21 protein-coding genes are annotated in these 22,087 nt (G+C 42.0%); 11 read left to right on the top strand and 10 right to left on the bottom strand.

Going from position 1 to position 22,087, the window contains the following annotated elements:
* Nucleotides 1–308 precede the first annotated feature (308 nt).
* Nucleotides 309–1,049 (bottom strand): FadR/GntR family transcriptional regulator, encoded by a 741-nt coding sequence (locus IEW93_RS11325; RefSeq protein WP_188739433.1) that lies wholly within the window; start codon nt 1,047–1,049, stop codon nt 309–311.
* 573 nt (nt 1,050–1,622) lie between these two features.
* Between IEW93_RS11325 and IEW93_RS11320 the strand changes: the two genes are divergently transcribed.
* The 5 genes from IEW93_RS11320 to IEW93_RS11300 all read left to right on the top strand — a co-directional run bounded on the left by IEW93_RS11320 (nt 1,623) and on the right by IEW93_RS11300 (nt 8,821).
* The gene (locus tag IEW93_RS11320; RefSeq protein ID WP_188739432.1) at nt 1,623–3,911 is read left to right on the top strand and encodes a polysaccharide lyase 6 family protein; all 2,289 of its coding nucleotides are present in this window, start codon (nt 1,623–1,625) and stop codon (nt 3,909–3,911) included.
* Nucleotides 3,912–3,982: 71 nt separating this feature from the next.
* Nucleotides 3,983–6,253: a heparinase II/III domain-containing protein gene (locus IEW93_RS11315; RefSeq protein ID WP_188739431.1), complete on the top strand. Its 2,271-nt coding sequence runs from the start codon at nt 3,983–3,985 to the stop codon at nt 6,251–6,253.
* A gap of 16 nt (nt 6,254–6,269) precedes the next feature.
* Complete coding sequence (locus IEW93_RS11310; protein ID WP_188739430.1) at nt 6,270–6,617, top strand: cupin domain-containing protein; 348 nt, start codon at nt 6,270–6,272, stop codon at nt 6,615–6,617.
* Entirely contained in the window at nt 6,614–7,900 is a 1,287-nt protein-coding gene (locus tag IEW93_RS11305) for an MFS transporter (RefSeq protein WP_188739429.1), read from the top strand. The genes IEW93_RS11310 and IEW93_RS11305 overlap by 4 nt, the downstream gene beginning before the upstream one ends.
* A gap of 147 nt (nt 7,901–8,047) precedes the next feature.
* On the top strand, nt 8,048–8,821 hold the full coding sequence (locus IEW93_RS11300; RefSeq protein ID WP_188739428.1) for a class I SAM-dependent methyltransferase: 774 nt from the start codon (nt 8,048–8,050) through the stop codon (nt 8,819–8,821).
* A 5-nt stretch (nt 8,822–8,826) separates the two neighbouring features.
* On the opposite strand, the gene IEW93_RS11295 is transcribed toward IEW93_RS11300, so the two are convergent.
* Nucleotides 8,827–9,699: a sterol desaturase family protein gene (locus IEW93_RS11295; RefSeq protein WP_188739427.1), complete on the bottom strand. Its 873-nt coding sequence runs from the start codon at nt 9,697–9,699 to the stop codon at nt 8,827–8,829.
* Nucleotides 9,700–9,776: 77 nt separating this feature from the next.
* On the bottom strand, nt 9,777–10,802 hold the full coding sequence (locus tag IEW93_RS11290) for a DUF2804 domain-containing protein (protein ID WP_188739426.1): 1,026 nt from the start codon (nt 10,800–10,802) through the stop codon (nt 9,777–9,779).
* A 203-nt stretch (nt 10,803–11,005) separates the two neighbouring features.
* Between IEW93_RS11290 and IEW93_RS11285 the strand changes: the two genes are divergently transcribed.
* From IEW93_RS11285 to IEW93_RS11270, 4 genes are all read left to right on the top strand, one after another.
* A complete protein-coding gene (locus IEW93_RS11285; protein ID WP_188739425.1) occupies nt 11,006–11,572 on the top strand; it encodes a YajG family lipoprotein in 567 nt (188 codons plus the stop codon).
* A 67-nt stretch (nt 11,573–11,639) separates the two neighbouring features.
* The gene (locus tag IEW93_RS11280; RefSeq protein WP_188739424.1) at nt 11,640–12,224 is read left to right on the top strand and encodes a peptidylprolyl isomerase; all 585 of its coding nucleotides are present in this window, start codon (nt 11,640–11,642) and stop codon (nt 12,222–12,224) included.
* A gap of 277 nt (nt 12,225–12,501) precedes the next feature.
* Nucleotides 12,502–12,828 carry a hypothetical protein gene (locus IEW93_RS11275; protein WP_188739423.1) on the top strand — a complete coding sequence of 109 codons (327 nt, stop codon included), beginning with the start codon at nt 12,502–12,504 and terminating at the stop codon, nt 12,826–12,828.
* Between the two features lie 96 nt (nt 12,829–12,924).
* Complete coding sequence (locus IEW93_RS11270; RefSeq protein ID WP_223418742.1) at nt 12,925–14,340, top strand: AmpG family muropeptide MFS transporter; 1,416 nt, start codon at nt 12,925–12,927, stop codon at nt 14,338–14,340.
* Between the two features lie 121 nt (nt 14,341–14,461).
* Here the strand turns inward: IEW93_RS11270 and IEW93_RS11265 are convergent, their stop codons facing one another.
* Nucleotides 14,462–14,947 carry a YajQ family cyclic di-GMP-binding protein gene (locus tag IEW93_RS11265; RefSeq protein WP_188739422.1) on the bottom strand — a complete coding sequence of 162 codons (486 nt, stop codon included), beginning with the start codon at nt 14,945–14,947 and terminating at the stop codon, nt 14,462–14,464.
* 359 nt (nt 14,948–15,306) lie between these two features.
* Between IEW93_RS11265 and IEW93_RS11260 the strand changes: the two genes are divergently transcribed.
* Together IEW93_RS11260 and IEW93_RS11255 are read left to right on the top strand one after the other, a co-directional pair.
* Nucleotides 15,307–15,663 (top strand): VanZ family protein, encoded by a 357-nt coding sequence (locus tag IEW93_RS11260; protein WP_188739421.1) that lies wholly within the window; start codon nt 15,307–15,309, stop codon nt 15,661–15,663.
* A 27-nt stretch (nt 15,664–15,690) separates the two neighbouring features.
* Complete coding sequence (locus IEW93_RS11255; RefSeq protein WP_188739420.1) at nt 15,691–16,644, top strand: ketopantoate reductase family protein; 954 nt, start codon at nt 15,691–15,693, stop codon at nt 16,642–16,644.
* A gap of 5 nt (nt 16,645–16,649) precedes the next feature.
* On the opposite strand, the gene IEW93_RS11250 is transcribed toward IEW93_RS11255, so the two are convergent.
* The 6 genes from IEW93_RS11250 to prmC all read right to left on the bottom strand — a co-directional run bounded on the left by IEW93_RS11250 (nt 16,650) and on the right by prmC (nt 22,085).
* On the bottom strand, nt 16,650–17,522 hold the full coding sequence (locus IEW93_RS11250; RefSeq protein ID WP_188739419.1) for a DMT family transporter: 873 nt from the start codon (nt 17,520–17,522) through the stop codon (nt 16,650–16,652).
* 154 nt (nt 17,523–17,676) lie between these two features.
* Nucleotides 17,677–18,528, bottom strand: a complete 852-nt coding sequence (gene kdsA / locus IEW93_RS11245) for a 3-deoxy-8-phosphooctulonate synthase (RefSeq protein ID WP_188739418.1) — start codon at nt 18,526–18,528, stop codon at nt 17,677–17,679.
* A gap of 17 nt (nt 18,529–18,545) precedes the next feature.
* Nucleotides 18,546–19,793: a DUF819 family protein gene (locus IEW93_RS11240; RefSeq protein ID WP_188739417.1), complete on the bottom strand. Its 1,248-nt coding sequence runs from the start codon at nt 19,791–19,793 to the stop codon at nt 18,546–18,548.
* A 121-nt stretch (nt 19,794–19,914) separates the two neighbouring features.
* Nucleotides 19,915–20,703: a transglutaminase family protein gene (locus IEW93_RS11235; RefSeq protein WP_188739416.1), complete on the bottom strand. Its 789-nt coding sequence runs from the start codon at nt 20,701–20,703 to the stop codon at nt 19,915–19,917.
* Between the two features lie 9 nt (nt 20,704–20,712).
* Nucleotides 20,713–21,108: a SirB2 family protein gene (locus IEW93_RS11230; RefSeq protein ID WP_188739415.1), complete on the bottom strand. Its 396-nt coding sequence runs from the start codon at nt 21,106–21,108 to the stop codon at nt 20,713–20,715.
* Nucleotides 21,109–21,230: 122 nt separating this feature from the next.
* Nucleotides 21,231–22,085 carry a peptide chain release factor N(5)-glutamine methyltransferase gene (gene prmC, locus IEW93_RS11225; RefSeq protein ID WP_188739414.1) on the bottom strand — a complete coding sequence of 285 codons (855 nt, stop codon included), beginning with the start codon at nt 22,083–22,085 and terminating at the stop codon, nt 21,231–21,233.
* Nucleotides 22,086–22,087 lie beyond the last annotated feature (2 nt).

Raw genomic sequence — 22,087 nt, 5'->3', positions numbered from 1 at the left:
ATTGGACTTACCAAAAAAAAATAATTGGTTGACACAATAAATAACCAAAGCCTAAAATCATTTTACCCGCTAAAGGTGTTTACGACTTAACTGCATGGCAACTCCCAGCAATCTTAAACACAGATTGGCTTAGCTTACGAACATAACTGTATGACAACACTCGACATGGATGTCGCTTATTTAGGTTGAGCTCCTCAGTCTCATACCATTAGTCGGCCCCTTAGTTTTCTTTGGGGTCTTTTTTTTTATTTGTTGACATAAAAAAACGCACTGACGATAGCGACAGTGCGTTTATAGTGATAAAAACCTTAGCCTTTAATTTTAACTAAATTTTCAATTGAATACAGATCGCGATTAGCACTGTTTTTACGGCGTACTTCTTCTAAGGCTTGCTGCTCAAGCTTGTCAAATAATACGTTAATTAACCGATTAAAATGTTTATGCATTGCTAAGCGTGCCTCTGCTGCATCATGAGCAGATAAAGCTTCGTAAATGGCTGTATGCTCAGCTAAAGTCTTATTATTGTCGGTGCTACACACAATATTGTAATCTTCGATAATTTCATTGCTCGAAGATCGCAACGCCCACATGTTTTCAAATAAATTAATCAGTGCACCATTGCGGGTAGAGTGCGCAATGATTTGATGGAACAGCTCGTCGGCTTCTTCGACATTTTCCATGTCTTTCATCATGACAAGTGTGCCGTGAAGCCTTTCAAGCTCTTCTGTTGTAATGGTTTTAGCCGCGAGTGCAGCGATTTCACCTTCAACAAGAGCTCGAGCTTGTGTTAACTCAAAAGCATTCACGCTACTTGCGTTAACGCTTTGTTTTTGGTTGTTCACCACGTAAACACCAGAGCCTGTTTTGACTTCCACTTTTTCACGCACTTCTAACGCAATGATCGCTTCACGGATAGTCGGCCTGCTAACTTCAAACTTCTCTGCGAGCTCACGCTCTGGGGGTAAACGACTGCCTACGGGATACTCGCCACAAGCAATGGCAGCCTCTATCGTATCGACGATTCGCCAAAATAAACGACGGTTTTTCATATACCTTCCTTCGAAAAGTAAAACCAATTAAGTGGTTTAATACTGACATATTATCGGTTAAAACCGTGGCAGCAAACAACTAAATAACATGACATGCCACTCACATTATAAAAACAATAGCACACTGTCATACCATTAATAGCATTGGTAATAACAAATAACTATAAAAACAAACAAATTGGTAAGTCAATTTGGTTGACACGATGTTAATAGTTGGTTAGTTTCTATGCAGGCGCAGAGTAATACTCAATATGCCTTAAAAGCGGAGTGTTCCGCTAACAGAAAGAATGCACAGATCTGGGGTGATTAAAGTGAAATTTAACAAAATAAATGATACTACAAACAAAATAGAAGCGAAAAAACAACCTCATGTAATCATGTTGTGTGCCTCATATCATCATCTTTAATCCTTGAGCTATTCATTAATATCCTTTGACACAGACACGCAACCCCAATGAAAGACTGTGATACTCAAGCGCCAAAACGCATTTATTTATATCAAAGGATATCTGGTCTACCAATTTATACAGATGTATTGGTGGAAAATTAATTAGGTTCTACTAGAGAGACAACATGAGCCCATTCAACTCCCACACACCATTTTCATATGGGTTAGTCACAAAAATATTTCTGTTATCGCTGTTGATTCCTTTAACGGCTCAGGTGAATGCACAAGAGCACTTAGTTGCATCACAAGCACAATATCAACAAGTATTAAAACAACTGCAACCAGGCGATAGCATCATTTTACAAGATGGCACCTGGCAAGACTTTGAAATAGTATTTTCAGCTAAAGGCACAGCTAAACAACCAATCACATTAACTGCACAAACCAAAGGCCGTGTTATCCTGTCAGGGCAATCTGATCTAAAATTGGCAGGCGAATATTTACAAGTATCAGGTTTAGTGTTTAAAGATGGCTTTACACCAAGTAATGAAGTCATCGCCTTTAGAAAAAGTAATCATGATCTAGCTAACCACTCTCGAGTCACTGAAGTGGTAATCGATAATTATAACAACCCAGACCGACAAGAAGCCGACAACTGGGTCAGCCTATACGGGCAACATAACCGCCTTGATCACAACCATTTTGTTGGTAAACGTAATGCTGGTGTCACAGTAGCCGTTCGTCTAGAAGGCAAAAAAAGTCAACAAAACCATCATAAAATTGACCACAACTACTTTGGTCCTCGACCGATTTTAGGCTCTAACGGCGGTGAAACAATCCGAATTGGCACCAGCCCATATTCACTCACCGATTCATTTACCGTTATCGAAAATAACTATTTCGATCGCTGCGACGGTGAAGTTGAAATTATCTCGGTAAAATCAGGCAAAAACCGTATTCAAAATAACGTCTTTTATAGTTCACGCGGCACATTAACCCTAAGGCACGGCAACGGAAATATTATCGACAGCAATGTATTTTTAGGAAATGGCGTAGAACATACCGGTGGGATCCGCGTCATTAACCGCGATCAAACTATCACCAACAACTATCTAGAAGGGCTAACCGGTAACCGCTTCGGCAGTGGCTTTACCATCATGAATGGCGTACCTAATTCAGCTATCAATCGCTACCATCAAGTAGTTAACGCTAAGGTCAGCCATAATAGCTTTATCAACCTTGAGCATATCGAACTGGCCGCTGGCAGTGATAACGAGCGCACAGCAATACCACTCAACAGCACATTAAGCCAAAACTTATTCATAGGCTCAACCTCACCATTTACCATAAATGACGACATCAGTGGTCTTGAGTTTATCCAAAATGCAAGTAACTTTGACACTAAAGCACTCAACGACGCGCTGGCTAAGGGGATAAGCTCACAAACAATCACCATGGTACGAGCCGCAAATGGGCTGTTATACCCTAACAATGAAAAACTCGCTAAATACGGGGCGAACACATCACTCAAGCCAATATTAAAGCAAAATACTGGCGCACCTTGGTACCCTAAATCAGAACCCACAATAGCCTTCCAGTCTGGCAACACGATTAATGTAACGGCGACCGACGATGACTTAGTCAATGCGGTTAAACATGCAAAATCAGGCGACATCATATTACTCAGTGATGGAAAATATAACGTCACCCACATACTCAACATCAATAAAACATTAACCTTTAAAGCCGCTAACCCGCACAAAGCCATCATTCGCTTTGAACGCCCAACCCTATTTGAAATTCAAAACAACGGCAACTTGCAACTAGATGGTTTAGTGATAAATGGCTTAAGCAGCCCAGATTCTGCGGGCAATAGCGTCGTAAGAACTCGTAAATGGGGCATGTTAACTAATTATCGTTTTGACATGACAAACAGCATCGTTGAGCAACTTAATGTTAATCAAGCATTTCATTTTTTTGACTCAGGTGACCGTGCATTTGCAGATGCCATTAATGTAAGCCACAGTCAATTTCGTCATATCAGTGGCGACATATTCCGCCTAAATAAAGAAACCGATGACCTAGGGATCTATAACGCAGAGTACCTCACCCTAAACAACAATCAATTCATTGATATTGAAGGTGTTATTGCAACCGTATATCGAGGAGGAACAGACGAGAGCACTTTTGGCCCTCATGTATTGGTTAATAACAATCAGTTTACTCGCGTTAGCCTTGGTAAAAACAATCACACTGGTGCCGTGCTTAACTTACACGGGGTTCAGGTGAGCACGATTGAGCACAATCAATTTAGCCAAAGTGCGCCTATTATTGTTGAGCATACCGTGGGAGAGCCGCAAACACGCATTGCAAACAATCAACTCAATAACACTGCCCATCCTATTGTCACTGAGCTTGTGGCTGTGGGTAAGCAAACCGCAACAATCAACAATAATAAAGCGCAATCACTATGAACAACATCAAGCTAGCAACAGGCCACCCCATACCATCGTATATATTTACAAGCGCATTTTACAGACTAGCAATGTCAATAACTCGCCGTATTGGCAGCATCGCTTTACGGGTTTTAATCGCTTATACCGTGTCATTTTCGGCCACGGCTGCACAGCACCCTAATCTTGTCATCAACCAGCAAGATGTGGCCGACATGAAACAAGCCATTGCGCAACCTGGTGCATTTCAAGAGGCTTTTAACGCCACATTAGCGCGTGTGGACCAAGGGTTAACTCAAGCTATTGAAGTGCCTGTTCCACAGGATGCTGGCGGCGGTTATACCCACGAAAAACATAAAAGCAATTATCAGCAAATGTACGATACTGGCATTATTTATCAGCTGACGGGCGATAAAAAATATGCCCAATACGTTAAACATATGCTGCTGCAATACGCCAAGCTTTACCCAACACTGCCGCTGCATCCAAAACGTAAGAGCAGCAACGAAGGCAAACTGTTTTGGCAAGGGCTTAACGAGGCAGTGTGGTTAGTCCACACAATTCAGGCATATGATTTTATTTATGATGCCCTAACCCCTGCAGAACGTAACAGCATTGAAATGGGCGCAATAATGCCAGTGGCATTATTTTTATCTGAACAGTCGCCAAAAACATTTAATAAAGTCCATAACCACGGCACATGGGCAACAGCAGCTGTGGGTATGACGGGTTATGTATTAGACAAACCATTGTGGGTTGAACGTGCATTATATGACCTAAATCTAGCCAAAAAAGGCGGCTTTATGCGCCAGCTAGATGAGCTATTTTCACCCGACGGCTATTACAATGAAGGGCCATATTATCAACGCTATGCCTTAATGCCTTTTGTTACGTTTGCAAAAGCCATTGAGCAGAATGAGCCACAGCGTAAGATATTTGAATATCGAAATGGCATCTTACTTAAAGCCATCACAAGCTCGGTTGAGTTAAGTTACAACAAACTGCTTTTCCCGCTAAATGACGCCATTAATAGCAAAGGCATAGACACTATTGAATTAGTCCATGGCATTGCCATTGCTTATGGTCTTAATCACGATCCACGCTTACTTGATATCGCCCAGCAACAAAATAATATTTTACTCACTGGTGACGGCCTAAAAATCGCTCAAGGGTTAGATAACCAATTACAACAACCTTACCCGTTTGTGTCGTCGTTATACCGCGATGGCCAACAGGGTGATAACGGTGCTTTAGTGGTGATGCGTCAAGGTGGTAAAACCGATCAAACCTTGGTATTTAAAGCCACAGCACAAGGCTTAGGTCATGGCCATTTTGATAAACTCACGTGGCAATTTTACGACAAAGGCAATGAAATTGTATCGGACTACGGCGCCGCACGCTTTTTAAATATTGAAGCCAAGTTTGGTGGAGGCTACCTCCCAGAAAACAACTCGTGGGCTAAACAAACTATTGCCCATAATACCTTGGTGGTTGATGAGCAAAGCCATTTTAACGGCAAACTTAACATGGCCAATAAGCACCACCCACAACTTAAATTTTATGAGTCGCAGCCAAACTTAACCATTGCCTCAGCATCAATAGACACCGCTTATGAAGATGTCGCATTTAAACGCACACTTGCTCTGGTTAATATTAAACAGCGTGATGCAGTAATTGGTATTGATATCATGCACGTCAAGGCAAACAAGCCACACCAATACGACTTGCCTGTGCATTACCAAGGACAATTGATTGACACTAACTTTCAACGCAAAGCATCGCTCAATCAATTACAAGCTTTAGGGCAGCACCATGGTTACCAGCACCTATGGTTGTTAGCAACCGCTAACTTAACCACCCACAGCATGCTTAATCGATTGGCAAAAATTACCTGGCTTAATAACAATGGCCGTTTTTACACCTTAAGCACGTTAGTAAACGCCAACTCATCACAGCACAACGATGAGCAAATGTTATTTACACAGCTAGGGGCAAACGATCCCAATATGAATTTACGTCAGCAACAAGCGTTTATTCATCGGGTTAATGCCACAAACCACACCTTTATTAACGTGATAGAACCCCACGGTGAATACAACCCGTCAAAAGAATATACCCTTGGGGCCACCAGCAATGTGGCGGAGCTTAATCATTACCAACAAGCAGAATTAGCAGCGTTAACCATTCGTTTTACTGATGGTCAGCAATATCTACTCGCGATGAATCATTCAAATAACGTTGTAACAGAGCAAACCCAAAGCGTGATTACTGTTAATGGAGCCCAGTATCCATTTAAAGGCCGCGCACAGCTTATTGGGCCGCTTGCTAGCGCCCAGGCAATCCAATCAAAAAATTCGAAATAAAATAGGAGCTCCGACGATGAAACAGAATCAACATTTTGGCTTTGGCAATAAAACAGAAATACAAGACATTGGCGGCGGATTAAAGCGTCAAATGCTTGGATATAACCATGAATTGATGGCGGTTAAAATTTGGTTTGATAAAGGTGCTGAAGGCTACGTACACGCCCATCGTCATTCGCAAGTGTCATATGTTGTAGAAGGTGAATTCCATGTCAATGTCGACGGCGTGATTCAAATACTTCATGCTGGCGACAGCTTCTTTGTTCCCCCTCATGTAGATCATGGCGCAGTGTGCCCAACCGGAGGTATTTTAATTGATACCTTTAGCCCACCACGTGAAGACTTTGTTGAGGACTTAGTATGAAAAACAGTCCTTTTAAGCTAAATCATCTTCGGTGGTTGGTGGTCAGTTTAGTCGCCATTGCTACCGTGATTAACTATATCGACCGCTCAGCCCTTGCCATTATGTGGCCTGGCATTGCCGAAGATTTAGGCCTAGATAAAAACGATTACGCTAACATTATTACCGTATTCATGATTTCTTACGCCATTGGTCAATCACTGTTTGGTAAAATTTTTGATGCCATAGGTACACGGTTAGGCTTTTTATTATCAATCGTTGTCTGGTCGGTATCTATCGCCTTACACGCCATTGCAGCTACGGCTATGTCATTTGCCATCTTCAGAGCCATTTTAGGTCTTGGTGAAGCAGGTAACTGGCCGGGTGCCACCAAAGCCAACGCCGAGTGGTTTCCCATTAAAGAACGCGCGTTAGCACAAGGTATTTTTAACTCTGGCGCTTCGCTTGGCTCTATTATTGCGCCGCCATTAATTGCATTTTTGTATGCGTTTTTAGGATGGCAGGCCACCTTTATTGTGATTGGTGCACTCGGGCTTATTTGGATAATTCCATGGATGATTATTTATAAATCAGCCCCCGACTCTCACCCTTGGATCACCGAAACAGAACGCCAATATATTCTTACCGGCCAGCAATGCTCAACCGAAGAGAAACAAGCAAAAGAATACGTGCCAACCACAGGACAGCTACTGCAACACCGCGAAGCTTGGGGTGTTATTGCTGCACGCTTTTTTATTGATCCTATTTGGTGGTTATTTGTTGCCTGGTTACCCTTATATTTAAACGAAAAATTTGGCTTTGATGTTAAGCAAATCGGTGCATTTGCATGGCTGCCGTATGTTGGCGCGGCAATTGGTGCGTTATTTGGTGGCTGGTTTAGTGGTCATTTAATGAGCCGTGGCTGGACGGTGAACAAAGCACGCCGAAGCGCCATTGTACTCGGCTGTTTAGTGATGCTGCCAGCACTGCTGCTGACATCTCAAGCAGCCACACCTTGGCTAGCAATGGGATTAATCGCAGTAATTTTATTTGGCTTTCAAACGGCGATTGGCAATGTGCAAACCTTGCCGAGCGATTATTTCTCGGGTAAAACAGTGGGCACATTAGCTGGCATTAGCGGTACGTCGGCGGTGTTAAGTGTCATCATCACCATTCAATTAGTGCCTATGATGACTCAAGGCGGTGACTACACTCCATTCTTTATTTTGGGCGCGGCACTTGTACCATTGGCGTTAATATCATTATGGTTAGGCGGAAAAATAGAACCCGTAAAACCTAAGTTATAATATCTACTTTATCGGTAAAAAGGCTTGCTAACCAAACGTTAGCAGGCCTTTTTGTTTATATAAATACCATTCATCAATTAGCATACTGACAAGCAACCCAGTAATATGATGGTCAATAGTGAAAAAAAACAATAAGAAGACACAAAAATGGACTACATAGCAATTAATAAACACGCATGGGATCAGCGTACTAAAATTCATCTAAACTCATCATTTTATGACTTACACGCTTTTATAGCTGGCAAGTCATCATTAAATCCTATTGAACTTGAGCAAGTTGGCAATGTACAGGGTAAAAACCTGTTACACCTGCAATGTCATTTTGGTCAAGACAGTTTATCTTGGGCAAGACTTGGCGCAAAAGTCACTGGGGTAGACTTATCAGCCGAATCTATCGCCACCGCTCAGCAACTGGCAAACCAACTACAACTCGATGCACACTTTATTAACAGCGACATCTACCAGTTTGGGCAAGACAACACCGCACAATATGACATCGTTTTTACCTCATATGGCGTACTTGCCTGGTTACCCGACTTAACCCGTTGGGCAGATACTATTGCTGGTGCTTTAAGGCCTGGTGGTGAGTTTCATTTAGTCGAATTCCACCCTTTTAATGACGTGTTATCTGGCTATGGATATTTTGCACAGTTACAACCAGATGTAGAAGATGAAGCCACCTACACTGAAAATCACAACAACCAAATCGAAACTGTCGCCACATGGCCGCATCCCATAAGTGAAGTGATTAGCGCACTCATTAACGCAGGATTAACCATTGAAATATTTAACGAGCACCAATACAGCCCATATAATTGCAGCGAAGGGTTAACATTTGTGGATGGCAAAGGCTATCAATTTGAACACCAAGGCCACCCAATCCCGCTGATTTACTCTATTAAAGCAAAGAAACTAAGTTAGCTAGATTAAGTATCTGAATGAGTAGATTGATGTGTAGTAGGTGGAGAAAATAGTATCTGCAAACGCTGCTTTAGTGATAACGACTTTTGGCTCACATCACGCCACATATCGCGCCATTCGCTAAAGGTCACCACTAACGGATTAAAGCTGTTTACGGGTTTAGTAATACCATATTGCACGGTTTCATTTTCTGGCTCGAAGGTACCAAACATTTTGTCCCAAATGATTAATACTCCCGCGTAGTTTTTATCAATGTATTGTGGGTTACGCCCATGATGAACGCGGTGGTGCGACGGCGTGTTAAAAATCCACTCTAACGGGCCTAAGGTTTTAATCGCCTGGGTGTGAACAAAAAACTGCAGGCCTAAATTGAGCAATACAGCAAACACCACCCAGTTGGGGTCAAAGCCTATCACCACCAAAGGTAGCCAAAATAGCCACATACCTGCAAGTGGATACATTAAGCTTTGCCTAAAAGCGGTAGTGAAATTCATGTTTTCTGAACTGTGATGCACCACGTGGGCTGCCCACATCCACCTAATGCGGTGACTGGCACGATGAAACCAGTAATAACAAAAGTCCTGCGCAATAATTAATATAGCAAAGGTTAATAATGTCATTTCTATATTAAACAAACGCCAACCAAAAAAGTGTAAATACACCTTTGCAATCAGTAAGCCAGCAATAATGTCAGCCACTTGATGCATAGCCGCCAAAGCAAAATTACATAACACTTCAGTTAGGCGATATTGAGCATTTGCCGGTAAACGCTTAGCGCGCACACCAAACCACCACTCCAACAAAATACAGCCAAAAAAGATTGGGGCTAAAACAAGCAACAGCCACTCAGGGTGGGCAATTAATAAATCCATATCCATATTCACAATCCATTTATTGTTATTTTTTATTATTTTTTATCATAAAGTTATATCGAATACGTTACATTGTAAGCTAATTACCATTTGGCAAAATGATCTTCAGTAAGCCCAAGCTGATTGTGTAGCCGATATTGATGACCATTATTATCACTGATTATCCCGCTAAAATAGCCGATATATTGCCTAAAGTTATTTTTTAGCCAAATCAAATTGAGTTTTTCACTGCGCTGATTAAGTGGCCTAAAATACAAATCTACCTGGCCATCATTAGTGGTGATATGCCACATATCTGGCTGTGAATACCGATTAAAATCAAAGTGTGCAGCACCCAATAAATGACGCTCACCATTTATCCACATGACGTTTTCAGTTTGACCAGTCTCATTAACCCCCGCAGCAAGGTTAAGCCCGATAACCCCAGCCTCAGTTTGCGCATTAATCGACGCCCAGCGCCAACTGGTTTCGCGACGCATAAAGCCTGCCGAAAAATCGTAACCGGCAAGCGCATATTGCAATGGTTGCGGTTCATGGTGAATCGTTAACTGCCCAGACACAGCTAAGCCATTATGTTTTTGGGTATAAGTCCAGCCGTTATAGCCGGTTGGAGTGCATACACATAGTGGCAAACTTAGGGGGGCGGGTTGTATCTGCAAATTGGCCTGAATATCCGCCAAATTCATTTCAACATGCCATTGACCATCGACAATCTCAATGGCGATGTTTTTTCGGTTGTTACCTATTGCCGCTCGACCTTTTTTAGGTGAATCGCTTAACCGACACCCAATCCCTAACGGGGTTAGCCACTGGGTCTGGCTGAGTTTGTTAGCTTTAATGTCATAAAGGTAACAAAAACCATTAGCAACATAGCGGATATCAGCAATGGCGAGCGCAACTATGTAACGAGGAGTGATAATGTTAACAAATTGAAATTGCTTAAAATCAACATATTTCGATAACCTAGATGCTGGCTTGTCCATCTCGTTGTAATAAGCAAACTGTTTTACATTGAGTGCATCAACAATACCATCAAACACACCAAAAACAGGTTGGCCATCTTGGGCGATCAGTTTTTGTGGTGCTAATTGCGAATGAACATGCTGCATTAGATTTCCTATCAAGGCATCAATTTAATCTCACTAAACTGAATGAATGACCACCACAAGTCAACTTTTAGGCCAACACAGAAACAAATGCTGTAGCAAGGTATTCCACATAAGAGCATTTGCAGCAACAAAACGCTATTACACTGGAATGCCAAACAATTTCTGGTATCCTTTAACTACCTTTTGTTAAATAATATTGTCTTATGAAATCATTCATTGCGGTTGTACTGTCATCTTTATTACTGTCGGCTTGCGCCAGTTATGAGCCCACTCAAATTGGCTTAAATCCAACGTTGGGCCAGGTTAAGTTGCAGACCGAATCTGACCTTCCAGTGTTAATTGAAACCATCGACACCCGTGAAGCAAGTTATGTTTTACGGATCACCGAAGACGATAAAACACCTCAGTTGATTGGCACAACAGAGCCAATGCGCCAACAACTCGATAACGTGTTTCGTAACGGTATGATAAGGGCGGGTTATGCAGTAGATCCTGCCGCGCGAAACTCTATTCAATTTCAATTAAACTATTTACTAGCAGACGTAACTGACACTACATTCAGCTTTGAATCTAATACACGCCTAGTGATTAATGTACTGGCAAAAAATGCTCAGCAACAATTTACCAAATCATACAGTGCTAATGGCTACCTCAAAGGCTCACTCAGCCCTGACTTTGCTACACTCGAATTAGATATAAACCAGTTGATAGACAAACTGACAACCGAAATTCTTAATGATGATGAGCTGCATCAGTTTATACAACGCTAACCTACACCCCATCGATTTAATTTAGTGCATTGCGGCATTCATATAATGCCGCTATAAGGACACCAGCATGTTTAAGTGGATCATCTCCAGTTTGTTACTTGTTATGAGTTTATCAACTTCTGCAGCCGTTGATATTCAAAAAGACACCCTTTACCCACAAGTCGAATTCGACACATCTATGGGTAAAATTGTGGTTGAATTAGACCGAACTCGCGCGCCGTTAACCATAGATAATTTTTTAACATATGTGGTTAAGGGTGAATATGACAATACGATTTTTCATCGGGTGATTGCGGAGTTTGTTGTTCAAGGTGGTGGATTAACCACTAAACTTGAAGAGCGCCCATCGATGGCGCCAATTGTTAATGAGTCAGGCAATGGCTTATCTAATGCCATGGGCACCATTGCAATGGCACGCGATAACGACCCACACTCAGCAACAAGACAATTTTACTTCAATGTGGGCGATAACAAAAAATTAGACCCATCAAAACGTCGTTGGGGCTACACCGTATTTGGTGAAGTCACCGAAGGGATGGATGTACTTGAAGCTATCTCAAAGGTTGAAACCGCTCATAACAGCACATTAAATTGGCCTGATGTGCCGGTTAACACTGTGCTACTGAAAAAAGCCACGTTATTACCTCGATAAAACACCCATGGCGCGCTTAATCAATAACACAGATTAAGTGCGTTATCGGCTCCATGTCTATTTTCTAAACACACGTTACATTTCTGCAAAATATTTTTATTGTTCCTCTCACGCAAAAAAAAGCCTAAACACTTAATTTAATTGCAGATAGCTTTAAATTTTAACATAAATTAATTTTGTCATATTTCCCTGTCATGACCCAAATTTGTGTCTATACTCTAATTTTAATCAATCTAATCGCTGTTTCATCGTGCATTCATGACCAAGGACATTCTTTATGACAGCAAATGATTTTATCGAAACCAAAGCACCACAACTCGCTTACTATGGTAAAGCTTTTTTAGATAACCAATTAGATTACAAAGAAATTCAACTTTACATGTGGGACGTGTTAGAAGAATGGCAATGTATCTCAGGTTCGCAGCAGGCCGAACAACCGAGCGACACAGAGAAAGTGTTTTGGCATTTGCTTTATTGCTTCGATCACTGGTCTGGCTGGGCCATCAAAGGTAACCAGTATCTTAGACAGCAAATACATGAGTGCTGTGATTACATCAATATCGGCGGCAATGTTCCTCAAAGCTGTATAGGCATAAGGCCTTAAGCATTGTTAACCTAGATTGAATAAACTGCATGAATGGCTTGAACCTAAACCCCTTGCAACATAAGCTAGAGCCATTCTCCTTTATCTAGTTGTCTTATGCTGGTTTTCTTTGCTCAAATCCGTGAAGCCTTGTCGGTTTATTACCACAAACGCGTATTCATTTTACTCTTGCTAGGTTTTTCTGCCGGCTTACCCCTTATGTTGGTATTTTCAACATTAAGTTTTTGGCTGCGAGAAGCGGGCGTTGATCGGGCCGCCATTGGGTATTTTAGCTGGATAGCCCTTACCTATGCCTTTAAATGGGCATGGTCTCCATTAGTTGACCGCATGTCGCTGCCTTTATTTACGCGTTTTTTTGGACGGCGTCGTGGCTGGATGCTGTTTGCACAGCTTTGCCTAGTGGCAGCTATTTTAGGCATGTCAATCAGCGACCCGCTGGTTAATCTAGAACGTCTAGCGTTATGCGCATTATTACTCGCCTTCGCCTCTGCAACACAAGATATTGTTATCGACGCATTTAGGATTGAATCAGCCCCTGAAAAAATGCAAGCGGCACTAGCTGCGGCTTATCAAGTGGGTTATCGCAGTGCAATGATTATTGCCACCGCAGGCGCATTAACCATAGCCGCCTGGGTATCTCCTGGCGACGACTCTTATAATTTAGCCGCCTGGCAAACCGCCTATTTTGTGATGGCATTGCTGATGGGAGTGGGTATTCTCACCACGCTTTTTAGTCAAGAACCACAAGTGGATACCAAACAAGCCGACGAAAAAGAGCGGTTATTACGAGCCGAATTTGCGGCTAAATACCCAAAAAAAATGGCCAACTCAATGGCGTGGCTTTATAGCGCCAGTGTTTTACCCTTTATTGATTTCTTTAAACGATATGGTAAAAGCGCCATTTTAATCTTGTTGCTTATTTCTTGTTATCGTATTTCAGATATCGTCATGGGTATTATGGCCAACGTGTTTTACGTTGACATGGGCTTTAATAAAGAAGAAATCGCATTTATTAGCAAAGTCTATGGCTTAATTATGACCCTGGTTGGCGCTGCCTTTGGTGGCGTATTATTGATGCGTTATGGCACCATGAAAATCCTATTTTTAGGCGCATTGTTGGTGGCTATCACTAACTTATTGTTTGCATGGCAAGCCTACATTGGTTACAACATCCCTTTTTTAACCTTTGCCATTTCGGTCGATAACTTCAGTGCGGGTATTGCTACTGCTGCATTCATTGCCTACTTGTCTAGCTTGACTAGCAGCGGCTACAGCGCGACACAATACGCGTTATTGTCATCAATTATGCTGCTGTTTCCAAAGTTTATTGCCGGATTTTCTGGCGTGTACGTGGATGCATTTGGCTATATCAACTTCTTTGTTGCGGCCAGTTTGATAGGCTTTCCTGTGTTGCTGTTAGTGGTATTAGTCAATCGATCACAAAAACCTTTGGTGGTTACCGATATATCAACGCCAAGCAATGAAATGGATGCGGAAAAACCGCCACTATAAAAATAACAAAGGTACTACACCGCAACAATTTCTGTATCCTAAAATACAAAAAAGCCGATAAGGTTTCCCTATCGGCTTTTTATTTGGGTATTCAACGTTAACGCACAAGTGGCGTTAAGCGTTAGTCTTTAAAGTTATCAAACTGAAAAGGCTGGCCTAAGTCTGACTCTCTGGCCAATCTCATTACCGCTTGTAAATCATCACGTTTTTTACCTGTAACGCGAACTTTGTCGCCTTGAATAGCTGACTGAACTTTTAACTTACTGTCTTTAATTGCTTTAACCAGCTTTTTAGCCACTAAGGCATCGATCCCTTGCTTAAAGCTCACTTTTAAACTGAAGGTTTTACCGCTGTGTATCGCTTTGTCGTCAACCTCCATTGCAGATGGATCAACATTACGCTTACTCAGTTGCATGCGCAATATGTCAACGAGCTGCTTACAAATGAAGTCATCTTCCGCTTTTAAAGTCACTACATTGTCTTTCAGGTCAATATCAATCTCTTTGCCACGCAAATCAAATCGACTAGACACTTCACGACGGGAATTCTCTACCGCGTTGCGTAGCTCTTCTTCATTAATTTCTGACACAATATCCATAGATGGCATGTTGCTTTCCTCTTCGATACATCACGGGCTATTCACCCAAGCGCTATTCGTTTGAACCTATTTTACACTAGGTAGGATTATCGGCATAGTGAAGCAGTCGCTTCGCGCGTCTCTCAACTGAAAACTGCTACAAAGAATTACTTGATGAACAAAAAATCACTAAATGGGTGTTTTTGCTAAAATTGTATCTACAACGCCTATAATCATTGAAAAACTGTCATATCTATTCGCCATTCTTAAGACTGAAAAACAGCGCTTTAGAACAATTATCAACTCCATTAGAGGTTTATTCGTGACAATATCAAGCAGGTTTCTTATTATTAAGCATATTCTGATTTCACAAGGCTGATGTAACGCTCGTGATCACTTACAAAAACATGTTTAAACTTGCGTTAGTTGTCGCCGTGATTGTGACTAGCTATTTAGTTTTTTCAAAACCCAATTATCCACAATCCTTTTCACATATGGATAAAGTGGGTCATCTAGGCAGTTTTTTCGCGCTGTCTTATCTTGCTCATTATGCCTTTAAACCCAAATGGTATTATCTATGCGCCGCGCTGGCCACTTATGCTCTTTTAATTGAACTGGTTCAATCACGTCTACCTTATCGCAGCGCCTCTGTTGGCGATGTTGCGGCAGATCTTGGTGGCATAGCATTATTTTATCTGCTTCATTTTTCGATACTGCAATATCGAAAATTAAGACATAAACCTTAATTACGCATTACAATAAGGCCAGAAACGATGGTACATACAACAGCTCCCGCCTGTTCACCCAATATTGCAATATTAGGCGCCGGCGCTATTGGCCAATTGATGTATCATCAGCTGTGTCATACCAGCCCAAATCAACCGAGTCATGACGTCGTCTTAATTAGCCGCCAATCTCACACCCAGCTGCAGCCACTTAGGTTTACCGATATTAAAGGCCAGATCCATAATACTGATGCAGTGCTATTAGGCACCAAAGATCCTCGCCTTAATGAAGTCAAATTATTACTCGTGTGTGTTAAGGCTTATCAAGTTGAAGAAGCGCTTATACCACTGTTAAGTAAGTTATCACCTCAATGCCATATTATCTTGCTACATAATGGTTTAGGTCCTCACATTGCTGTGTCTACTGCCCTTAGACCATACCCAGAGCAAGGGTTAACTCTTGGTACAACATCTTTGGCCGCATTAGCAATAAATCAGTGGCATATTAAACATACAGGCGTTGGTGTAACGCAACTTGGCCATTACTGTGGGCATCCATTAGCAAATCATTTACACGCGCGCATTCAGGCAATAGCGAGCCAGGAGCAACCAGTTGAATGGCATCAGCCGGTATTAGCGGTGTTATGGCAAAAGCTGGCAGTAAACGCGGTCATTAATCCATTAACCGCATTACATCAATGCGCCAATGGTCAATTAGCTGATGATGAGTATCGAGAGCAAATAACGCTAATTATCAATGAGCTTGTCGCTGTCGCTCAATGCGATGGTATTGAGTTAGATCCAACCTTACTCACTGAACGAGTGTATAAGGTCATTGCGCTAACATCGGCTAACTTTTCGTCTATGTATCAAGATGTCACTCATCATAGAACAACTGAAATAGACTATATTAACGGCTATATTTGCCAACGCGCTCAACATCACAAACTTAATGTTCCAGTAAATCAATGTCTTGCTACTAAAGTTGCCTCACTGAGTTAACCCAATTAATTCCACATCACTAATATGGCTGCCAAGGCGATTAGCACTAGACCAGCAACATCGTTTATTTTTACTTTATCTTTAAGCCACAACGCGGCAATCATTAACGTAAAAAACACTTCAATCTGGCCAAGAGTTTTAACATAAGGCACAGCTTGCAAAGACATTGCACTGAACCATCCTATTGACCCAATGCAACTGGTAATACTGATTGATAAAGTGAGCTTTGGTCGTTGCCATAAGGCTGTTAATGTTGATTTGTCTTTTGCCAGTAAATAAGCAATGAGTACCATAGTTTGAATGCTAATCACCCACAGCAATACCCATGCAGCCCGATGAGTAAAAGGGCCTTCTAGCGTTAAACTGGCCTCGCGCACCCATAAAGATGTTAACGCAAAGGCAGTACCACAAGCCAAACCTAGCAAGACGGTGTTAATCGATAACTGTTTAAACCCTTGCTTACTGCTTAACAACATCACTGCAATGCCGCCAACAAGAACACCTATCCAACCTAATAATGACAGCTGCGTACCGAAAAAAAACACGCCTAAAATGGCGGCGACCAACGCCTCACTTTTTGCCAGCCCTGCCCCAATAGCAAAATTCTGCATTTTGAATAACTTAACCATTAAGCCTGTCGCCAATATTTGCATGGTTGACGCACCAATGACAAATCCCCAAAATGAGGAGCTAAAGTCAGGTAAAGCTGTCGGTTGATATTGATATAAACTGAATAAATACAGCGTCGCAATTGGGCCTGCCCAAATAAATCGCGCCAAGGTTACCCCAGCAACGCTAACCTCTTTACTCAGTTTACTCTGAAACGCATTGCGCCAAGCCTGCATAAATGCCGCGAGGAAGGTAAATAAAATCCACATCGTTAATTCCAAAAAGAAAAAGCCCTGACGTTGTAACAAGTCAGGGCTTATACAAGGGGCAACTAGATTACTGTTTACCGTGGATAAAAGACACTCATTGTGTGTCAAATTGATTAAAAATCAACTTACCCTAATTCAGAATCTAAAAACCTAGTTATTTACTGGTATCAATAAACTCAAATGATTTAACGAGTTCATCCACCGCTTTCATCTGAGTTAAATACTGTTCGAGCAAATGCAACGGCAAAGCACAAGGGCCATCACATTTGGCGTTATCTGGGTCTGGATGCGCTTCAATAAACAAGCCTGCTAAACCTAAGGCCATACCACTACGAGCAAGTTCTGTGGCTTGAGCACGACGACCACCAGCAGAGTCAGCTCGCCCACCTGGGCGCTGTAGTGCGTGAGTGGCATCAAAAATCACCGGATAACCGGTTTGTTTCATTTCATCCATACCAAGCATGTCAACCACAAGGTTGTTGTAACCAAAACTACTACCACGCTCACACAAAATAATCTTGTCGTTTCCGGCTTCATTAAATTTGGTGATGATATGACGCATTTCATGGGGCGCTAAAAACTGTGGCTTTTTCACGTTGATCACTGCGCCCGTTTTCGCCATCGCTACTACTAAATCGGTTTGACGAGCTAAAAACGCTGGCAACTGAATCACATCAACAACTTCTGCAACGGGTGCGCATTGATGCGTTTCATGTACGTCAGTAATTAATGGCACATTGAAGGTTGATTTAATTTCTTCAAAAATGCGTAACCCTTCTTCCATACCAGGGCCACGATAAGAATTAACCGACGAACGGTTTGCCTTATCAAATGAGGCCTTAAATACGTAAGGAATACCCAATTTTTGGGTTACTTCCACATAGTGCTCTGCAATAGACATGGCTAGATCGCGAGACTCAAGTACGTTCATGCCACCAAACAGAACGAATGGCTGGTCATTGGCAACCTTGATATTGTTAGCTAATTGAATAATTTTTTGATCCATTGGAACCTCTTTGCGCATTAACCTGCGACAACTTGTAATAACTGACCACATAGCCATGCCATGTAGGTACCTAATGCATAACCGAATACGGCCAATAACACCCCAACTGGCGCAAGGGCTGGGTGGAACGCTGCTGCAACAACAGGAGCGGAAGCCGCGCCCCCCACGTTAGCTTGACTGCCCACCGCCATATAAAACAACGGCGCTTTAATCAGTTTAGCCACAAATAGCATCAAGCCTGCATGTACAATCATCCACACAATGCCCACAAGGAAATAAATCGGTGTGTCCATTATTTTCGATACATCCATGTGCAAACCAATAGTGGCAACTAAAATGTATAAAAATGCCGACGCAATTTTAGAGGCTCCAGCGGCCTCAAGATGGCGAATAGGGCTAAACGAAAGGCCTAAACCGACTGTAGTTACAATCACCACTAACCAGAAAAATTTAGAGGTTAAGCTGTAATCTTCTGTCCAGGGATAATTAGCTTCAAAAAACGGCCCTAAGAAATCGGCAGCAAAATGGGCAAAACCTGTTACACCAAAACCAACGGCCACAATCATCATAATGTCGCGAAGTGACGGGATCCGCGAGTTTTCAGCGTGGTATTTTTCAACTTTTTGTTTAAGCGATTCAATTGCACTGGTGTCAGCACCGGTTTTGGCATCGATCTCTTTGGCTTTAGAAGCCATAAATAGCAACACCGCCATCCAAATGTTGGCCACAATCACATCGACTGTCACCATTACCGAGAAAATCTCACCACCAACCTCATAAATCTCTTTCATTGCGGCCTGGTTTGCACCGCCGCCAATCCAACTGCCTGCAAGAGTTGTCATACCGCGCCAAACGGCATCAGGGCCATTATTGCCAACCAAGCTTGGATCAATCATAGACACAAGTAACAAGGCAATAGGGCCACCAATTACAATACCTAATGTGCCGGTTAAAAACATGATTACCGCTTTAGGGCCTAGGCCTAAAATAGCTTTTAAATCGACACTTAAAATGAGCAATACCAAACAGGCTGGAAGCAAATAACGTGATGCAACAAAGTATAACTGTGATGCATGGCCATCAATAACGCCAAAGGTGTTAAGCAATGAAGGCAAGAAATAACATAACAGCAATGCAGGAATATATTTATAAAACTTTTGCCAAAATGGATGTGGCGACGAGCTGGTGTAAAACACAAACCCTAAAATAACGGCGAGTAAACCCAGTGCGGTGGCATCATTGCTCACCATAGCTGACGTGGTCATGCAGTATTCTCCCTTGCAAATGCAGTATTTATAATAGTTATAGGTACTTACTTTAACTGGCTTTTAAAAGCCTATTATTATGTTACGCTGCTTTACATACGTAAAACAGCGTGCGCCTAACTTAATGGTAAACCTGAGTATGTTGACTCAATTCTTTTAATTGAATCTTAACCAGTTCGATTACCGGATCATGTGGGCTTAAATCTATAAAATGTTGTAAATCAGACATCGCCACTTTAATACAGCCTAATTGCTGGGCAATAAAAGCGCGCTCACGATTGAGGTGAACATCATCAGGATGCCACTGCAATAATAAGTTACAACACTCCATTGCTGACTCAAACTTTTGATTAACAATACAACCTGCTTTTAACTCATGCAGCATTCGGCTAATCAAACGTTTTAAGGTAGCAGGTTTTAAATGGCTTGGTTTTAATTTAGCGGCATTACCCATTTCGCCACGCACTAACGCGTGCAGTTGGTGACGACTGAGCTCTTTACCGGTCAATGGATCATGGTATTTAACCACGTCATTAACCTGACTTTTGAGCACAGTATTGCCCGGAAGCAAGATAGCCTCAAGCGTTAAATCAAGTTGCTTTGCCAACAAAATCAGCAGTATAGACAAAGTCGTGCTGTTACCCTGGCGTTTAAGCACGCAATAACTTAAATCTGCGGCCTCAATACTAAAGTAGTTGTCACGAGCGCAAAAACCTAAGTCGTTGTAAAACCATTTAAATAAGCCTTGCAAACGCGATTGCTGGTCAACAACATAATGACTAAGCACAGCCCCGGCCATTTCATACCAAGCCCACATAGCAGGTTTAGATGCCGAAAAACCAAGGTGTTCAGAAAGTTCAAATGCAGTTTCTGGAATAGAAACTGCATCGTTGAGAAGATATTTTGCCATTAAACCCAATTAACCCATTAATACGACTTGTTTAAAATGAGCCAGCTTGGCCGCGAGCACTACCCAACCAATTGCACCGATAAACGCAAAAAACTTAAACAGTTTATTTCGGTTTGATTTAAGCGCCATAATCCCTAATGCAATGTAAGCCACCACACAGATGATTTTTTCGGTCATCCACGGGTCGACAAACGGATACTGTTTGATCATAAAGCAAAGCGTAAAGCCTGACAGTAGTAAAAAAGTATCAATGACATGCGGTGCCACTTTAACAAACTTTTTCTCCATGATTGGAGACTGACGTAAATGCAGCACAAAACGCACAACAAAAAAGGTCACACTTAATGCGACTAACAGCATGTGAGAGTGCTTTACTGCTGGATATAAACTGTAAAATGTTTCCATTGCTAAGTCTCTTAAGATAATAAATAAAATGGCGGCTAGTGTACTAGAACAGCTTTACGTATACCAATATCATGGTCTGTAAAAATATTCAGGGGAGTTGGCCGCGATGTGTAATTAGATAATCAATCGATCCATTGGCCTAAGGTACAACGGTCGTTACTACCAAAATCACGCACAGTAGCAACGTTTTGATAACCGAGTTCAATGAGTTTTTCACGCACTTTGATGGCTTGTTCATAACCATGTTCAAGCAACAGGTACCCACCAGCTAGCAAATGTGAACGCGCGGTATCGGCAATGTGAAATAAATCGGCGTAACCTTCGTCTGCTGCGGTTAAGGCGCTTTGTGGCTCAAAACGCACGTCCCCCATATTCAAATGCTCGTCAGCTTCATCGATATAAGGTGGATTAGAAACGATTAAGTCAAAGTCACGATGTTCAACGGCTGAAAACCAATTAGATTGAATAATTTCAACATCAGGTAGGTTCAAATTAGCACGATTTGCTTTAGCTAATTCAACTGCACCTGGCACATTATCAATGGCAGTAATACGCCACTTTGGACGCTCAGACGCCAGAGACAAGGCGATTGCGCCTGTGCCAGTACCTAAATCTAATACCTTAGCATTATGACGTAAGGTTAAATTCAGCGCCGTTTCAACCAAAATTTCAGTGTCGGGTCTTGGGATCAGTGTCGAATCATTAACAATAAAAGGGAGTGACCAGAATTCTCGCTCGCCAATGATATGTGCAACTGGCAAACCTGATTGGCGTTTAGCCACCATCTGGCTAAACGCTTTAAACTGATCTGTTGTGAGCTGCCGTTCAGGCCAAGTATATAAAAAGCTGCGGTTTTTATTCAAACAATGCAATAGCAACACCTCAGCATCTACGTGAGCAGATTCTGAAGTAGCCGCTAATTGTGAATAAGCCCATTGCAGGGCTTCAGCGATAGTTGAATACGAAGACTGAGACAAGT

Origin of the sequence: Shewanella inventionis (genome assembly GCF_014641855.1) — a bacterium.
In the GTDB taxonomy this organism is placed as follows: Bacteria; Pseudomonadota; Gammaproteobacteria; order Enterobacterales; family Shewanellaceae; genus Shewanella; species Shewanella inventionis.
This window is presented reverse-complemented; position numbering and strand designations above follow the sequence as displayed.

Coding starts and splice junctions, on each gene's coding strand:
- IEW93_RS11325 (WP_188739433.1), bottom strand. CDS start 1,049: ATGAAAAACCGTCGTTTATTTTGGCGAATCGTCGATACGATAGAGGCT.
- IEW93_RS11320 (WP_188739432.1), top strand. CDS start 1,623: ATGAGCCCATTCAACTCCCACACACCATTTTCATATGGGTTAGTCACA.
- IEW93_RS11315 (WP_188739431.1), top strand. CDS start 3,983: ATGTCAATAACTCGCCGTATTGGCAGCATCGCTTTACGGGTTTTAATC.
- IEW93_RS11310 (WP_188739430.1), top strand. CDS start 6,270: ATGAAACAGAATCAACATTTTGGCTTTGGCAATAAAACAGAAATACAA.
- IEW93_RS11305 (WP_188739429.1), top strand. CDS start 6,614: ATGAAAAACAGTCCTTTTAAGCTAAATCATCTTCGGTGGTTGGTGGTC.
- IEW93_RS11300 (WP_188739428.1), top strand. CDS start 8,048: ATGGACTACATAGCAATTAATAAACACGCATGGGATCAGCGTACTAAA.
- IEW93_RS11295 (WP_188739427.1), bottom strand. CDS start 9,699: ATGGATATGGATTTATTAATTGCCCACCCTGAGTGGCTGTTGCTTGTT.
- IEW93_RS11290 (WP_188739426.1), bottom strand. CDS start 10,802: ATGCAGCATGTTCATTCGCAATTAGCACCACAAAAACTGATCGCCCAA.
- IEW93_RS11285 (WP_188739425.1), top strand. CDS start 11,006: ATGAAATCATTCATTGCGGTTGTACTGTCATCTTTATTACTGTCGGCT.
- IEW93_RS11280 (WP_188739424.1), top strand. CDS start 11,640: ATGTTTAAGTGGATCATCTCCAGTTTGTTACTTGTTATGAGTTTATCA.
- IEW93_RS11275 (WP_188739423.1), top strand. CDS start 12,502: ATGACAGCAAATGATTTTATCGAAACCAAAGCACCACAACTCGCTTAC.
- IEW93_RS11270 (WP_223418742.1), top strand. CDS start 12,925: ATGCTGGTTTTCTTTGCTCAAATCCGTGAAGCCTTGTCGGTTTATTAC.
- IEW93_RS11265 (WP_188739422.1), bottom strand. CDS start 14,947: ATGCCATCTATGGATATTGTGTCAGAAATTAATGAAGAAGAGCTACGC.
- IEW93_RS11255 (WP_188739420.1), top strand. CDS start 15,691: ATGGTACATACAACAGCTCCCGCCTGTTCACCCAATATTGCAATATTA.
- IEW93_RS11250 (WP_188739419.1), bottom strand. CDS start 17,522: ATGTGGATTTTATTTACCTTCCTCGCGGCATTTATGCAGGCTTGGCGC.
- kdsA (WP_188739418.1), bottom strand. CDS start 18,528: ATGGATCAAAAAATTATTCAATTAGCTAACAATATCAAGGTTGCCAAT.
- IEW93_RS11240 (WP_188739417.1), bottom strand. CDS start 19,793: ATGACCACGTCAGCTATGGTGAGCAATGATGCCACCGCACTGGGTTTA.
- IEW93_RS11235 (WP_188739416.1), bottom strand. CDS start 20,703: ATGGCAAAATATCTTCTCAACGATGCAGTTTCTATTCCAGAAACTGCA.
- IEW93_RS11230 (WP_188739415.1), bottom strand. CDS start 21,108: ATGGAAACATTTTACAGTTTATATCCAGCAGTAAAGCACTCTCACATG.